Origin of the sequence: Sphingomonas sp. NPDC092440 (assembly GCF_044754985.1) — a bacterium.
GTDB lineage: Bacteria > Pseudomonadota > Alphaproteobacteria > Sphingomonadales > Sphingomonadaceae > Sphingomonas.
Window position 1 is genome coordinate 17779 of the sequence record NZ_JBIVQA010000017.1, and the last position, 14114, is coordinate 31892.

Here is a 14114-nt window from a genome sequence, read left to right on the forward strand (position 1 = left end):
GGGGTTGCGCTAGCACCCTGTCGAATGCTGGAATGAAAATATGCGCACCGATCTCGATCATCTCCCCGCGGTCAAGCAGCGCGAACTCGAACGCGTCGTCGAGATGCTGTTTCGGGGGTTTCGCGAAGCGACAGAAAATGCGACCGGTCCACGCAAATCCGCACGCATCCTCAAGGTCATCTTGTTTGGCTCATATGCGCGCGGCGACTGGGTCGATGCGCCGTCAGACCCCAATGAATATAAATCTGATTTCGATATTCTCGTGATCGTCGATCAGAAAGAGATGACGGATCGCGCTACCTATTGGGAGAAGACCGAATATCGACTGATCGACGCGTTTTCGATCGAGAAAATCATTCGTACGCCGGTCAATTTCATCGTCCATACACTCCAGGAGGTGAATGATGACCTCTCGCATGGACGGATTTTGATGATGGAGATCGCAAAGGACGGCATTGCGCTCTATCAATCCGACGACCGCGAACTCGCCGACCCAAAACCCAAGACCCCTGAGCGATTATACTCAATAGCACAAGATAACTTTGATGAGTTCTTTCCTGATGCAATGAGACGATTCTACTTAGCAAACGTATCTTATGATAAAGGATGGAATAAAGATACTGCTTTTGATTATAATTTGGCGACCGATAGATTGTATCGCTGCGTTCTTATGACACTGAGCTTGTACGCCCCACACAACCCCAATATTTTATTTCTTCGTGGAATGGCCGAAAGGCTCGACAAACGCTTGTTCGATGCATGGCCCCGCAAGACAAAGTCAGAGCGCGCCATGTTTCAAAAGCTCAAAGAGGCTTACCGGAAGGCGCAGTATTCCAAGCATTTCAGCATTTCGGTCGAAGAACTTGATTGGATCCGCTCTCGGATCGAGGTGCTTGGCAAGATCGTGCATGAAGTTTGTAGCGAGCACCTAGCCGCATTGAAGGCCGCGGCCGATGCAACAAAAGGATCGCCGCCGGCAAGCGGATGAAGCCGAGGGCTTGAATATGCCTCTCTTTGGATTCATAACTGCCAGAACGGGCTGGAAAGTTGGCAGCCGCCCACAGGATTACCCTGCCAGGTTGATCGGAACTCGACATACGGGTCGAGTAGTCGTCATCTCCGCCGCGGAGACATAGACGACCCACCTCACAAGCTTCGCTCCGGCTCGCCGGGGACAGCTTGCTGCCGCTTGTGAGGAACTGTGAAACCATGCGCCCCCCGCCACCTGCACGCGGACCTCGTTCTGCGCACGCCGAAATAGCTGCTCCTGTAAGCGATGCCGATCGCACATCCGAGAACGGTGATCATAAGGCGCTGGAAAGCATGTATCGCAGCGAAGCCAGGGGACTTGCTGCATTTTTCGGGCGCCGCCTGCGCGGCGACGACGAGCCCGGCGATTATGTCCACGAGGCGTTCGCGCGTCTGGCGCATCAAATGTCGCGCCGTCCAATCCTCGATCCACGGCATTATCTCAGGCGGATCGCGCAGAACCTTCTGTTCGAGCGGACACGCCGTCTCCGGACCCGCGCGCTCTATCAATATGCACCGCTGGTCGAAGAACTGGAGCCGTCAATCGAACCGGAACAATCGCACCGGATCGAGGCTGGCGAAGTGCTGAAAATCTACACTCAGGCGCTCAATGAGCTTCCGGAAAAGACCCGGAAGGTGTTTCTGCTTCATCGCGTTGAAGAACTGACCTACAAGGAAATCGGAGAACGATTGGGGGTCAGTATCCCCACGGTGCAATATCATGTGGCGCGCGCACTGGCGCATCTCGACGCCGCGTTGGGGCAAGAATGAACGACGAATCCAACCCGACACCTTCGCGCAGCCAGCTTCGTGACGAGGCGTCAGAGTGGTTTGCCATCATGCGGGGTCCGGAAGCCGATGCGCGGCGCGCGGATTTCAATGCCTGGCTGGCCCGCGGCGCTCTTCACATCAGCGCATATAACAGCGTCGCGGAAACTTTTAATCTCGGCAAATTGCTCAAGGATGCTCCTCAACACGCGACCGATGACGATACGCGCGCCGATTCAGGGGATCGCATCACAAAAAGGCCGTTTCGGCACAAATTGTTGATTGGCCTCGTCGCAGCGACCGGGGTGGGCGGGGCGGGTGTTGCCCTGACCATGCATATACTTAGCGAGACTGGACACGAGATGGAGGCGCGATACGCCACGCGTGTCGGCGAAATCCGCAACTTCGCCCTATCCGATGGATCGCGCCTCGCCCTCGACACCAACAGCGTGGTGCTTGCCTCCTATACGCCCGCCGAGCGCGGACTCCGATTGATGAACGGCCGGGCGCGATTCTATGTCGCGCGCGAGAAGCGACCATTTGTCGTTCGCGCCGACACGACCGTCGTCAGAGCCCAGGAAACCGTTTTCGACGTGGCGTTGCTTCCCACTCGGCGGGTCGCGATCAATCTCGTCCAGGGCGCACTTGACGTCCAAAGCCAGCCCGACCTGCCGTCCGCCTCCCCTGGCCTTCCACGTCCGATGCCCGCCGTATTCACGCGAATGGCTGCCGGTGATCAGCTCTATGTCGATGCGGAAAATGGCACGCCCCAACGAACCACTCAGCCTGGCAACGAGAAGTGGCCGGAAGGGGTGGAGGCGTTCAACGATGTTCCGCTGTCGCGCGTGCTGGACGCCGCAAACCGTTATGCGCGCAAGCCGATCTCGGTCAAAACGCGGGAGATCGGGGCGCTCCGCGTATCAGGTACGTTCCACCTTCAGGAGACCCGGCAGGTGGCGGAAAAGATCGCCGAATTCCTGAAGCTTGCGGTGTCATACGAAGACGGCGGCTATGTCCTTCGGCAGCGCTGCACACAAAATTCTGTCGTGCGGTGTCGACCGCCCTCATAATTTCCCTGATCAGCGCATCCATCCTCCCGAACACCGCGCGACTAACGCGCGGCCCACAAAAGGGGGGATGGACATGGGCACCTTCAATCGCTGGAACCTGAACCTGGCGGCTTCCGCGATCACGGTCGCAATGAGCAGTCCGGCAAATTGCCAGGACCTCTCGCCGCAGGAATATCATTTGCCGCGACAGAAGCTCGCGACCTCGCTTCTCGCGATCGGTCAGCAATCCAATACCGAAATACTATTCCAGCCCAAGGACGTCCGGAACATCACGGCTCCGGCACTCCAGGGTCGATATTCGCCCGAGGAAGCCGTGCGCACCATAACCTCCCCTGCTGGCCTCCGTATCGAGGTCAGCAATGGCGCAATCTTCGTTCGCGGCCATGCGACGAGCGAAGCTGATACCTCGCAGGACGACGTGGTGGTCACGGGAACCCGATTGCGCGGAGCGCCGATAACCTCGCCGGTCATCAGCCTTACCCGCAATCAGATCGTCGATTCAGGACAGGTCAGTCTCGGCGACGTCGTGCGCACCATCCCGCAAAATTTCGGAGGCGCGCAAAATCCCGGCTCCAATATCACGACACCCGAAAAGAAGGGAAACTACATCGGATCGGGGTCGGCGATCGATCTTCGCGGCCTTGGCGGGGACGCCACCTTGACGCTGCTCAACGGGCACCGCCTGGCCTATAGCGGCGCCTATCAGGCAATCGATCTCTCCGTGATCCCGATCGCCGCGCTCGACCGGATCGAGGTGGTCGCCGATGGCTCTTCGGCGCTCTACGGGTCAGACGCTGTCGCGGGTGTGGCGAACGTCATCCTGAAGCGCGACTATCGCGGCCTCAGCACGTCAGCGCGGTTCGGGGCATCAACCGATGGCGGCAACCAGCAGCAGGAATATGGCGCGGTGGGCGGAACCACCTGGAGCAGCGGCGGCGTCATGCTGGCCTATGATTTCTCGCATAATTCGCCGCTGCTTGCGAGCGAGCGCGACTATGCCGCCGCCGCCTCGCCGGGACTGACGCTCCTGCCCCGACTGACCCAGCACAATGTCATCTTCACCGGGCATCAGACGCTCCTTCCCGGAATCGAATTCGACATCGACGCGATCTATAACAACCGCTCCAGTTCGCGTGGATATGCGCTGACCGCTGCCGGCGATCCCACCACGAGCGGTGCGATCCTGTCCTTTCGCAGCCGGTCGCTCTCGATCGCCCCTTCCCTCAAAATCGATCTCGGATCGGGATGGGAGGCCAAGATCGCTGGCGTCTACAGCAAGGACAGCAGTTACTACACGTTTGACCAGGCCTTCGGCGGTTTCCATTCACTGACCGCGGGCTGCTATTGCAACGACCTCAAGAGCATCGAGGTGTCCGCCGACGGCGATCTCGCCACCTTGCCCTCAGGCGCGATCAAACTCGCAGTGGGGACGGGTTATCGCTCGACCGGCTACCACGGCTATCGGACGTCCGGCGACATTCAGAATATCGATGTATCGCAGGGGACATATTTCGCCTTCGGCGAAATGAGCATTCCCGTGGTTTCGCCCGGGCAACAAATCCGGGGAATCAACAAGCTCAATCTCAACGCCGCGATCAGATATGAGAATTACCGCGGGATCGCGAGCATCGCCACGCCGAAATTCGGAATCATTTATTCGCCGTCAGCTCTCCTCGACATCAAGGCATCGTGGGGAAAATCGTTCAAGGCGCCAACCTTCTTCGAGCGCTACTCATTCCAATATGCCGATGTTTACAATGTCAGCACGCTTGGCGGCACGGGTTATCCGGCCTCGGCACCGGTGCTGTTGTTGAACGGCGGCAATCCGGACCTGAAGCCGGAAAGGGCGACAACCTGGACGATCACCGCTGCATTGCACCCGCCGACGATCCAGGGCTTGTCGCTGGAAATCAGCTACTTCAACGTCAATTATAACCAGCGCATCGTCGCGCCGGTCGCCTATATCTCCCAGGCGCTGAGCGATCCGCAATATAGCAGCTTCGTCAAATATTCGCCGTCGACCGCCGACGTGGCGCAGGCAATCGGAAGCCGTGTTTTTACAAACTATACCGGACTGCCATACGATCCAACGAATATCGCCGCGATCGTCTATGACAGCAACGTCAATGCGGTAAGCCAATCAATCCGCGGCGTCGATTTCAGCCTCAAATATGGCTTCTCGACACATGGTGGCGGCCGGGTACAGGTGACGGCGGACGGCGCCTATCTGGACAGCAATCAGCGCCTGACCGCAGACCTCCCGCCTGTCCAACTCGCTGGTACCGTCTTCAACCCCGCACACTTCCGCGGGCGCGCCGGTGCAAGCTGGACTCAGAACGGGCTGACGCTGACGTCCTACGTCAATTATACCGGACCAGTCGAGGACACCCGGATCGGCCTCGCCGGGCGCGCGGGCCCGATGACCACAGTCGATCTTTCTGCACGCTATCGGTTTACCGACAAGTCGGGACCATTGCGTGGGATCGACATCTCGCTTTCGGCACTCAACATCCTCGACGCGAGCCCGAAGCCGATCAAGACCACCGGCGTCTACGACACGCCCTATGATCCGCTGAACTATTCCCCGGTCGGCCGCTTCGTCAATTTTGCCATCACGAAGGAATGGTGATGGTCCGCGCAGCTTTCCTTCGCTCGGCCGGGGTTGCACTGGTTCTGCTGTGGGATGTACCCGCCTCCGCAGATGCGACGCGGGACCCATCGCAGCCGACCATCACCGACATCGTCGAAACTCGCCAGATCGATAGTCTCTCGATATCGCCCGATGGCGATTGGGTGGCATTTCGCGTCGTCGCCCGATCGGTCGCCAGCAACGCCGTATCCGGCCAATGGTATATCCAGCGCATCTCGGGGCGGGACGAAGCGCAACCGGTCGGGCGAGCATTCACGCCGACTGTAATCCCGCTGATGAGCGTTCCCAAGGACGGCGTCAGCCAATGGGCGCCTGATTCCGCCGCGCTCTATGCGCTCGTGGAATCGAGCTCCGGGGTGCAGGTTCATCGACTGACGACGGACGCCGATGTGGAAGTGACGGCGGATACCGCTGACGTCGATGCTTTCAGCCTGTCGGCCGACGGGCGAACCTTATCCTATCAGGTTCGCAACCCGCGAGCGGAAATCGATCGCGAGCAGGCTGCGGAGAGCGCGCGGGGAATCCATTTTGACCGCTCGGTCATCACCGACGGCCTACCCCTTATCGACAATTTCCGAATTGGCGAGCGCACCACGACGATCAGGCGCGTTGGCGATGAGGTGGTCGATGAGGCGTGGCGCGGCGACTTGCGCCAGAAGGAGGTGCAACTCGCCACCGCGCCGGTTTTGCCGACGCGCAATTCCTCCAATTCCGTGCCGCCAGACGTTCACGCGCTCCAAACCCATGACGCAATTTCTGGGACCGCTGAGTTGCGGCTTGGGGCGAGCGGCACTCGCATTGTTCTTCGCCAGCTGGTGAAGGCTAACCCGGATGGCCCGTTCGGAACCTATAGGATCGAAGCGCGCCTCGCTGATGGGCGCAATATGATCTGTGACGCAGCCTTCTGCGCCGGATCGCCAAACGCCATCAGACAGGTCACCTTCAACCAGCGCCACAACGAGATCGTCGTTCTTTCGGAACCAGGCGTTCGTGGGCGAACGGCGATCGAGGCATGGGATCCGAAGTCCGGCAAGTCCCGCACGATCCGGCCTGCAAGCGGCGCGCTCGATGGCGGCTCAATCTACAGCGGTCGCGGATGCGAAGTCGCGGGAAATCAGCTTCTTTGCGTCGAGGCCGGACCGACCCGCCCTCCCCGCCTGGTTCGGATTGATCTCGATAGCGGAAGCGAGGCCGTTCTTACCGATCCGAATGCCGCATTGGCATCGAAGTCATTCCCGGCCACTCAGCTGATCGAATGGAAAGATAGCGCAGGGCGGTTGTGGAACGGTGTCCTCGTTCTCCCCGACACGAATACGTCCGGGAAGCCTCCCCTCGTCATCACGACATATCGTTGCAGAGGTTTCCTGCAGGGCGGCACGGCGTGGCTCGCGCCGGAGTTCATTCTTGCCCAACACGGCATCGCTGCGCTCTGCATGAATACGAACAACGATATTTTCGCGCAGCGGGACGCGCAAAATCGCATTCTCACGATGCAGCCCTACAAGGACATGTTGGCATCGTACCAGATCGCAATCAATCAGCTGGCCGCCAAGGGCGTCATCGACCCCAGGAATGTTGGCATCTCCGGACACAGCTTCAGCGCCAATGCCGCAACCTATGCGGTGAGCCATTCCGATCTGTTTCGAGCCGCGGTTATCGGATCGGGCCCCACCATCGATCCGGGCACTTATTCGCTCGTCGCGCCCGCGGCCAATTCGTGGCGCAAGGCGGTTTATGAAGTCATCGGGCTGCCGAAGCCGCTCGACGATTCCGACCATATCTGGAAAGAGACGTCGCCTGCGCTGAACGCGAGGGCGGTCAACGCCGCTATTCTCATGCAACCACCTGAAAATGAATATCTTTTCTGTCTGCAGCAATATGCGTTTCTGCAGGACGCGCAGAAGGACGTCGACATGTACGTCTATCCGTCGGAAGGCCATATGGCGAGCGGTCAGCCCGTTCACCAATATTGGCGCAACAGACGGTCGATCGACTGGTTCACTCGCTGGCTTCTCCCAAAGCCGGAAGCGAAAACACCGTAAGGCCGATGCGCACGCGCGAATGGCTCACGCGCAGAGCATTATTGCCAGCTGCGACACCAGGCCTCGACGTCGAGGAGCGCCAATATGCGAGCCCAGGCAAGGTCATCGTACATGCCGGGTTGGCGCAACGCGCGTCGGATTTCATCCGTTCTGAGCAACCCCGCATCCGACAGGAAACCGCCGCACAGGAGATCCTCGATTTCACGACCTTGCTGCTCGATCAATTCTATCGCCAGGCGATCGAAGCTTCCCTTTGTCGTCCGCTCGATGATCTCAGATGGTAACCGGTTGCGAAAGGCATCGCGCGCAACCGCCCGGTTCACGCCGCCGCGGCACCACATCCACGACGGGATTTTGAGGCACGACTCGACCACGGGCTGGGACAGTAACGGATATATGACCGGGTATTTCCGTTCATAGCCAAAGCCTTCAGTGAAGTTCGAGACGATGACAAGCAACCCGATGTGCTCGAGCTTTCCCGGTAGACGCTCTTTTGTGGGAGCCAGCCAGGGGTGGCATCCGACATCGAATTCGACGGTGCGGTACCTGCCGCGGAGGAACGACAAGTCTGGCTTCCACATATAGCCGGGATGGCGTCGTCGGAGCCGCCTCACCGCCGCACGCGCAACCGTGAACCCGCCGGCCCCGCTTAGCGCGCTCACATCCCTCACGGTTTCACAGAATTTGAATGGGCCGCCACGCGAGAGGGTTCGGTCAGCGACGGGCGCCGAGGACTGGATATAGCAAAAGACGTTGTCGCCGCCGCCGCCGCTGAACACCACATCAGCGCCGACCGCTTCCGCCCATTCCTTCACGTTGCGCGCGCCCGACTGCGAAAAGGCACGCGAAAGCGGCCGCGGCAGATGGGCTGCGTCTGACCGCAGGATATCGATACTGGCGATGCTCTCGGTCGCGTTGCGGACTTCCCTGCCGAGGCTATCGCCAAGCGCGTTGGCATAGTGCCGCTCGTCGCCGAGCGACCCCTCGACGCTCAGCAGATTAAGCAATGTCAGTTCGACCCCTGCGTGATGAAGCGCCCCCGCGACAATCGAGGAATCAAGCCCCCCCGACACCCCCAGGAGCGCATGACGATAACACGACGCCCAGGCACCAATCGTAGCGTCCACCGTCGCCGCCAGCCCCTCCGCTGCTTCGCGCCAATCATCAATTTGGACGGACCGGGCGGCAAAATCCCAGGGAGACCATCCTTGCTCGCGACGTGCGGTGCCATCCGCAATCACAAGGTGTTCACCGGGCCCGAGCTCTTCCACTCCCTCGAGCGCCGTTCGGTGAAACCGAAATCCCCGCATCTGCAAATGACCGGCAAGGTAGGCGAGATCGATCGCCGGCTTCGCGGCGCCGAGCAGTTCGAAGTCCCGCACGCTCGTCGCCATGACAACACAGGGCCCGAACATCGTAAAATAGATCGGACGCGTCGCCGAAGCGTCCCGTACAACGCGCACCTCCTCATTTGCTCGCGACGCGAGAAAAGCAACGAAACCACCCCACATATCGGTGTGGAGGGATCGCCCGTGAGTTTGGCCGATTGTCGCGACCTGACGCTGGTCGAACCGGTCGACCGATCTCGCCGGGAACAATCCCTCGAAGACGGCCCCGATCACGATCCCCTTGTCCGGATCGAGCGGCAGCGCTGGTAAACTCTCGTCAGTCCAGACCATCATGTTCGCGCTACGGTACCGGATTTGGAGCGCATGAACGCCCGACAGGCGCGCAATGATCTCCGGCGCAACTATATCGCCCGGTCGCGCCGCGATTACCGCAAGGCAGCGTCCGACGGTCATATCGTCAGGATTGGTCGAAAGGGCGAAACGCGATCCGGGGCATCCGTGACGGTAAACTTGCCGATTTCGACCCAGCAATGTGCCTGAAATGGTCGGTCGACGACTCCGATCACCATCCGCGGCGCATAGCCGGCGGCCATCATCATTCTCATCGCGCAGATCGATCGGGGCAAGCACCAGCGATTGGCACCGAACAGGAAATCGATGAGGCGAGCAGCCGTCGATATTCCGGATATCCGCGACAAGCCATCCAGTTCGCGGGGGCCGCCCGTGCTAATGCGGGTTTTGGCCTCAATTAGTTCGGCAATAATCTCCCGTATCGGACGTTTCCGCACCTCGTACATGGTGGCGATCATCCGGACCACAGCTGACACGACCCAAACTCTGGTCGGAGCACCTGTCAGCGCCGCCGTCGGCCGTCGCCCCCGGCGCGGCGCGGGCGCGCGATCCTTCGTCACCGGCATCGGTTCGGCTGTCAAAATGCCTCGGCTGACTAATTTCCCAATCTGCACCTCCTGGTTTCGAGTCGGGATGCCGCCGGAAATCGCGACCTTCATCGCCTCTTCCAGCGAGCCGCTGATCAGAAGATATCGATCCGCGTTCAGATCGAGGACGACTGTTCCCGACTGGAAATCGCAAGCGTAGATCGCGTCGGCCAATCGGAGCGCAGCCATGGCGAGTTCCATTTGTGCGGGTGGGCGCTTTGTACTACCGCCTACGGGCAGGCGGCAGGTAGCACCAACAGGGGCGAAAGGGCGCGCGACCACCTCGCCGCGCGCCCTCGAAGGCGATCAATCGTCCGCGTCGGACAGACCCGGATTGGTGATGCCCGAGACGCCGTCGAAGTGTCCGCCGAGCGGCCCCTTGGTCTCGGCGCTTGCGGCGCCCAGATCGATCACCTCGATATCGCGATCGTCATACCGGTCCATATGTACCTCCGTTGCAGAGTGGCTGCACCATTGCAGCCATCGCAATTCTAGCAAGGCCTTGCAGACGGCTGCGATCTTATAAGGTCTCGTTCGGGCGACTATTCTTTGAAACTGATAAAGATCAGGACCGCGACATTCGCGGACCACATGAATTCCCGGCGACAAATCGCCCTTCTCGCTACGTTGCTAACGCCTCGATAATCTTATTGGCGCGGCGAATTCTTCGGCGATGATAGGCTCGAATTGCCGCAAAACGGTTATGATCCGAACCGCGAAGGAGTGCATTTCGAAGGTGTTCGAGTTCCCCCGTCAAGTTCGCGAGGACCACCGACTCACGTTGCCGGACCGGCTGTAGACGATCATTTGCGGCAAGTAGCGCCCGCGCATGCTCCCGGTTATCACTTAGCGCAGCAATCGAACGAAAAAGTCGGGTTCCCATGGAGGCGGCATTGTCGCCCGAAAGGGCGTCGAATTCCCCGACGGATAGTGCGTCGAACAGCGAATGATCGGTCAATTTGACGATCAGGCGAACCAGGTGTTCGTGCCATTGATAGAGATCACGGAGCTCGGCTTCAGAAATCGCCGGCACGCGGTATCCACCGCGCTGGACCGGTTCGAGCAGCCCCTCGCCCAGGAGGCGCTGCGCCCCATCCCGCAATGGCGCGATCGACACTCCATGTTCGGCAGCCAGCACGCGTTCAACGATGGTCTCGCCTGGCTTAAACCGGCCTGCGACAACATCGGCTTTGAGCATTTGATAGGCCCGCTCCGCGGCGACAGCTTCCGGCGCCATCCCCGCCTCGCTCTCAACGCTCGCCCGGCCGACTAAGGCCAGCTTGTGCGCTCAATCTCGACGTGATGCGGTTCTGGTGACGAACAACGACATCAAGGAGTTCGCATTCGAGTTCCCAGAGATCATCCTGCAGCAACAGTTCGCGCGGTACGGTCATTTGGTGCTCCATTGCGAGAATTGGAATAAAAAGGTGTGGGGTCGTCATCGCCAGCGCATGCGCACAGCGAATATGATCCTCGAACCTCGACGTCGCAGCACCGGCCTCAATTTCACGCACCCACCGCTCGCTACGCCCGGTCTTTTGGGCGAGACGCGCTTGCGGAATCTTGTCCCGGCGCCTTCGTCGCTCGATGAGCTTTCCGGAAAGCTCCTTGATCGACGCAAAATCTTCCCTGTCGGTCGTTTTTGGATTTTGGAGCGTCATCTGCCGGACTCCGTGGCAGCGCCTCAAAGATCCAAACTCACAGCCCGCAGAGATGATGTTGTACAATAATCATGTCGTCAATTCTCGTCTTGTCGCGCGCGCGAGAGTATTTTCCGAGTGACACGGGAAAATAGTCTCGCACGCGCAACTAATTTTAACAATCCGATGGTGACCGCCCAATCTCGCCGCACACCTCGTCATAGATTTTCAGCAATCGACGGTCATCGCGCTCTTCAAGGAGCATGAGAGCTACGAGGAAGGTCTTCCAGACCTGGGGAGTCGGATGGACTGGTTGCGCGGTCGTCGCGCGTGCGATTGCATCCTCGACGTGATCTGCAAGCGCGGGCGACGTTCCGACATAACGAACAATCCTGCCGCCCAGGCGGTCAAGCTCAGGATCGAGCAGACAGGCCGCGATTGTTTCGCCGCTCGCGTGCCGGAGCCCGGCTACAGCGACATATAGCGTTGCACCGTGCGGCAGGAGATCTCCTACCAGTCGGCACAATCGACAATGACCGCGCAGAAACAGCTGAATTCCTTCAGCTGAAAGCTGCAACTTGAAAGCTCGTGATCGTATCCCAGTCGCCATCGCCGTTTTCCGTTTCCAGCTTGAAAACCGAATCGAGCGACCCTGCTCTGCCCCAAACCGTCTTGCGGGGCGGTTTACGAGCGCTTTGCCGTCACGAGAACAGATCGTGAAACCGGAAATGTATTTCCGGTTTTCGGAAATTCATTTCCGATAATCGGCAATACACTGCCTCAAACCGGAAACTAACTTCCTCCTGCCTTGCGGGGCGGCGCTCGCCGCTGCCATCCGTGCCGTGTCGAAACGACGAAGCCAGGGCGCCCTTTTTCGAACGAACGGCCTGCCCTTCGCCAGATTTCCATCCCCAGCACCCGCGAGCGGGCGAAAGTGGAGACATGCGTCCATGACCAGAACGCCAACCAGCAATATGGGCCTGCTCGTCGCTCTTGTGGCGGGTGTTATGCTCCCTGGCGGGGCGCAAGCACAAGCCGCGCCGGTCACTGGTGCAGGCGAGACCTCCATCACGCGGGGCTTGTCGGCATTGGGTACTGCAGCTGAGGCTGCTGAGCGCCAGCTCCATCAGAGCTTCGCCAACCTGCAATTCGAGGATTTCGGGCCGGCCCCGGTCAAGGGTCCGATTTACCAGGCAAACGCGGGAGGCAGGATCATCTATTACGCGCCGGAGAGCGAGCATCTCCTCTTCGCCTCGATCTACGACAAGAACGGCATCAACCTCACAGCGCTGACGCAGGAACAAGGGGCGTCGAAGCGATTGAAGGCGATCGATCCGACCAAAGCGCTGGCGATCGGGCCTGCAGGCGCGCCAACGGTGATCGAATTCACCGACCCGGACTGCCCCTATTGCCAGGCGCTCGAGCGCTTCTGGAACACCAAGGCGGTCGAGGGGAAGAAGGTCCGCCGGCTCGTGTTCTTCGTGAGCGGCATCCATCCATCCGCCGCGGCGAAGGCCGAGCACATACTCTGCTCAAGCGACAAGGAGGCGGCGTTCAGAGCGGCCTATGCCGGGCAAACCCCGCCGGTGTTCAGACAATGCGCCGAGGGGCACGCCAGGGTCGAAGCCGATGCCGCGCTCGTCGCCAAAATCGGGATCACCGGCACGCCGACGCTGATCGTGGATGGCAAGCTCGTCTCCGGCTTCCAGCAGGGAGAGCTCGAGGCTTTCCTCGATCGCCAAGGCGCCTCGAAGGCGTCGCCCGGCGCCGACAACTGAGTGCAGCGATCTTTCGCGCCGCGGGCGCCGCGAACACCAGATCCAGCAAAACCGGAGACGGCGGGCTCGTCAGGAGCCGTCCACCGACGCCCCGGCTGAAATCGATCGGACGGCTCCCAGCCAATGGAGCTTAGCAATGATGCGAAATTTCGGATCCCGGGCGCTTGGCGTCGCCAATGTCGCCCTCCCTTTTGCCGCGATGGCCGTGATCGCCGGGCCCGCCCATGCCTTCTCGGCCCCGGCGCAAGGCGATCTTGGCTACGACATCTACGACATTGTCGTGAACAAGGGCGTGAAGGGCCCGCTGGGCTTCGTTGGCGGCGTTGCCGCCTTCCTGTTCGGCGTCTCTCGCCTGTTTTCCAACATCATGATCGGCATCCCGACGATCGTCGCGGCGGTCTGCCTCATCAAAGCGGACAGCATCCTCCAGACCTTCGGGATGATCGTCTGACACCCGCGGCGCACTCACGCCCGGGCTGAAGCCCGCGCGCGGATTTCGCGCCGCCCACGAGCTGGGGGCCGATGGTCGGTCCCCGGAGACCGATGTCCTTTGCGGGCATCATGAAGCGGAAGGAGGAGGGCGATGGACGAACGTCTGCCGCAATATCTGCACCGTCCCGTCCAGATCCTGTGGTTCGGATCGGACGAGTTCGTCCTCGCGACCTCGACGGTGTTCGTCGCCGCGATCGTCGGCGGCATGATCGGTTGGGCGCTCATCCTTGCCCTCCTCCTTTTCATTCCCTGGAAGCGCTCGAAACCACGCGGCTATCTCGCGCACCTTGCGTGGCGCTGGGGCGTGGTGGGCTTCAAACATTATCCGGGTCCGACCCAGACCCGGTTCTGCGAGTGA

At 60.2% G+C, this 14114-nt stretch carries 14 protein-coding genes; 8 read left to right on the plus strand and 6 right to left on the minus strand.

Translation table 11 applies throughout. The annotated features are described in order from the left end of the window. Nucleotides 1–40: 40 nt before the first annotated feature. The 5 genes from ACIQCS_RS21315 to ACIQCS_RS21335 all read left to right on the plus strand — a co-directional run bounded on the left by ACIQCS_RS21315 (nucleotide 41) and on the right by ACIQCS_RS21335 (nucleotide 7559). Complete coding sequence (locus ACIQCS_RS21315; RefSeq protein WP_401531678.1) at nucleotides 41–988, plus strand: nucleotidyltransferase domain-containing protein; 948 nt, start codon at nucleotides 41–43, stop codon at nucleotides 986–988. Nucleotides 989–1257: 269 nt separating this feature from the next. After that, a complete protein-coding gene (locus tag ACIQCS_RS21320) occupies nucleotides 1258–1800 on the plus strand; it encodes an RNA polymerase sigma factor (RefSeq protein WP_401531784.1) in 543 nt (180 codons plus the stop codon). After that, nucleotides 1797–2867, plus strand: coding sequence for a FecR family protein (locus tag ACIQCS_RS21325; protein ID WP_401531680.1), 1071 nt, complete (start codon nucleotides 1797–1799; stop codon nucleotides 2865–2867). The genes ACIQCS_RS21320 and ACIQCS_RS21325 overlap by 4 nt, the downstream gene beginning before the upstream one ends. A gap of 73 nt (nucleotides 2868–2940) precedes the next feature. Continuing rightward, nucleotides 2941–5496, plus strand: coding sequence for a TonB-dependent receptor domain-containing protein (locus tag ACIQCS_RS21330; RefSeq protein WP_401531682.1), 2556 nt, complete (start codon nucleotides 2941–2943; stop codon nucleotides 5494–5496). Continuing rightward, on the plus strand, nucleotides 5496–7559 hold the full coding sequence (locus tag ACIQCS_RS21335) for an Atxe2 family lasso peptide isopeptidase (RefSeq protein ID WP_401531684.1): 2064 nt from the start codon (nucleotides 5496–5498) through the stop codon (nucleotides 7557–7559). Before ACIQCS_RS21330 ends, ACIQCS_RS21335 begins: the two co-directional genes overlap by 1 nt. Nucleotides 7560–7597: 38 nt before the next feature. Here ACIQCS_RS21335 and ACIQCS_RS21340 read toward each other — a convergent pair whose 3' ends face one another. The 6 genes from ACIQCS_RS21340 to ACIQCS_RS21365 all read right to left on the minus strand — a co-directional run bounded on the left by ACIQCS_RS21340 (nucleotide 7598) and on the right by ACIQCS_RS21365 (nucleotide 12096). Further along, on the minus strand, nucleotides 7598–9361 hold the full coding sequence (locus ACIQCS_RS21340) for an asparagine synthase-related protein (protein ID WP_401531685.1): 1764 nt from the start codon (nucleotides 9359–9361) through the stop codon (nucleotides 7598–7600). Next, entirely contained in the window at nucleotides 9358–10035 is a 678-nt protein-coding gene (locus ACIQCS_RS21345) for a lasso peptide biosynthesis B2 protein (RefSeq protein WP_401531687.1), read from the minus strand. Before ACIQCS_RS21345 ends, ACIQCS_RS21340 begins: the two co-directional genes overlap by 4 nt. Nucleotides 10036–10152: 117 nt before the next feature. Then, the gene (locus tag ACIQCS_RS21350; protein WP_401531689.1) at nucleotides 10153–10290 is read right to left on the minus strand and encodes a benenodin family lasso peptide; all 138 of its coding nucleotides are present in this window, start codon (nucleotides 10288–10290) and stop codon (nucleotides 10153–10155) included. A gap of 178 nt (nucleotides 10291–10468) precedes the next feature. Continuing rightward, on the minus strand, nucleotides 10469–11083 hold the full coding sequence (locus tag ACIQCS_RS21355; protein ID WP_401531691.1) for a GntR family transcriptional regulator: 615 nt from the start codon (nucleotides 11081–11083) through the stop codon (nucleotides 10469–10471). Nucleotides 11084–11096: 13 nt separating this feature from the next. Then, nucleotides 11097–11507, minus strand: coding sequence for a transcriptional regulator (locus tag ACIQCS_RS21360; protein WP_401531693.1), 411 nt, complete (start codon nucleotides 11505–11507; stop codon nucleotides 11097–11099). Between the two features lie 154 nt (nucleotides 11508–11661). Continuing rightward, nucleotides 11662–12096 carry a hypothetical protein gene (locus ACIQCS_RS21365; protein WP_401531694.1) on the minus strand — a complete coding sequence of 145 codons (435 nt, stop codon included), beginning with the start codon at nucleotides 12094–12096 and terminating at the stop codon, nucleotides 11662–11664. A 340-nt stretch (nucleotides 12097–12436) separates the two neighbouring features. Between ACIQCS_RS21365 and ACIQCS_RS21370 the strand changes: the two genes are divergently transcribed. The 3 genes from ACIQCS_RS21370 (at nucleotide 12437) to traL (ending at nucleotide 14114) form a co-directional block, all read left to right on the plus strand. Beyond that, nucleotides 12437–13264, plus strand: coding sequence for a DsbC family protein (locus tag ACIQCS_RS21370; RefSeq protein WP_401531696.1), 828 nt, complete (start codon nucleotides 12437–12439; stop codon nucleotides 13262–13264). Between the two features lie 136 nt (nucleotides 13265–13400). Next, complete coding sequence (locus ACIQCS_RS21375) at nucleotides 13401–13715, plus strand: hypothetical protein (RefSeq protein WP_401531698.1); 315 nt, start codon at nucleotides 13401–13403, stop codon at nucleotides 13713–13715. 132 nt (nucleotides 13716–13847) lie between these two features. After that, a complete protein-coding gene (traL, locus tag ACIQCS_RS21380; protein ID WP_401531700.1) occupies nucleotides 13848–14114 on the plus strand; it encodes a type IV conjugative transfer system protein TraL in 267 nt (88 codons plus the stop codon).

What these genes read in the sequence shown, in the direction of transcription:
- ACIQCS_RS21350 (WP_401531689.1), bottom strand. Translation starts at nt 10,290, where the DNA reads ATGGACCGGTATGACGATCGCGATATCGAGGTGATCGATCTGGGCGCC.
- ACIQCS_RS21370 (WP_401531696.1), top strand. Translation starts at nt 12,437, where the DNA reads ATGACCAGAACGCCAACCAGCAATATGGGCCTGCTCGTCGCTCTTGTG.
- ACIQCS_RS21375 (WP_401531698.1), top strand. Translation starts at nt 13,401, where the DNA reads ATGATGCGAAATTTCGGATCCCGGGCGCTTGGCGTCGCCAATGTCGCC.
- ACIQCS_RS21365 (WP_401531694.1), bottom strand. Translation starts at nt 12,096, where the DNA reads ATGGCGACTGGGATACGATCACGAGCTTTCAAGTTGCAGCTTTCAGCT.
- ACIQCS_RS21330 (WP_401531682.1), top strand. Translation starts at nt 2,941, where the DNA reads ATGGGCACCTTCAATCGCTGGAACCTGAACCTGGCGGCTTCCGCGATC.
- ACIQCS_RS21315 (WP_401531678.1), top strand. Translation starts at nt 41, where the DNA reads ATGCGCACCGATCTCGATCATCTCCCCGCGGTCAAGCAGCGCGAACTC.
- traL (WP_401531700.1), top strand. Translation starts at nt 13,848, where the DNA reads ATGGACGAACGTCTGCCGCAATATCTGCACCGTCCCGTCCAGATCCTG.
- ACIQCS_RS21335 (WP_401531684.1), top strand. Translation starts at nt 5,496, where the DNA reads ATGGTCCGCGCAGCTTTCCTTCGCTCGGCCGGGGTTGCACTGGTTCTG.
- ACIQCS_RS21340 (WP_401531685.1), bottom strand. Translation starts at nt 9,361, where the DNA reads ATGACCGTCGGACGCTGCCTTGCGGTAATCGCGGCGCGACCGGGCGAT.
- ACIQCS_RS21360 (WP_401531693.1), bottom strand. Translation starts at nt 11,507, where the DNA reads ATGACGCTCCAAAATCCAAAAACGACCGACAGGGAAGATTTTGCGTCG.
- ACIQCS_RS21325 (WP_401531680.1), top strand. Translation starts at nt 1,797, where the DNA reads ATGAACGACGAATCCAACCCGACACCTTCGCGCAGCCAGCTTCGTGAC.
- ACIQCS_RS21345 (WP_401531687.1), bottom strand. Translation starts at nt 10,035, where the DNA reads ATGGCTGCGCTCCGATTGGCCGACGCGATCTACGCTTGCGATTTCCAG.
- ACIQCS_RS21355 (WP_401531691.1), bottom strand. Translation starts at nt 11,083, where the DNA reads ATGGCGCCGGAAGCTGTCGCCGCGGAGCGGGCCTATCAAATGCTCAAA.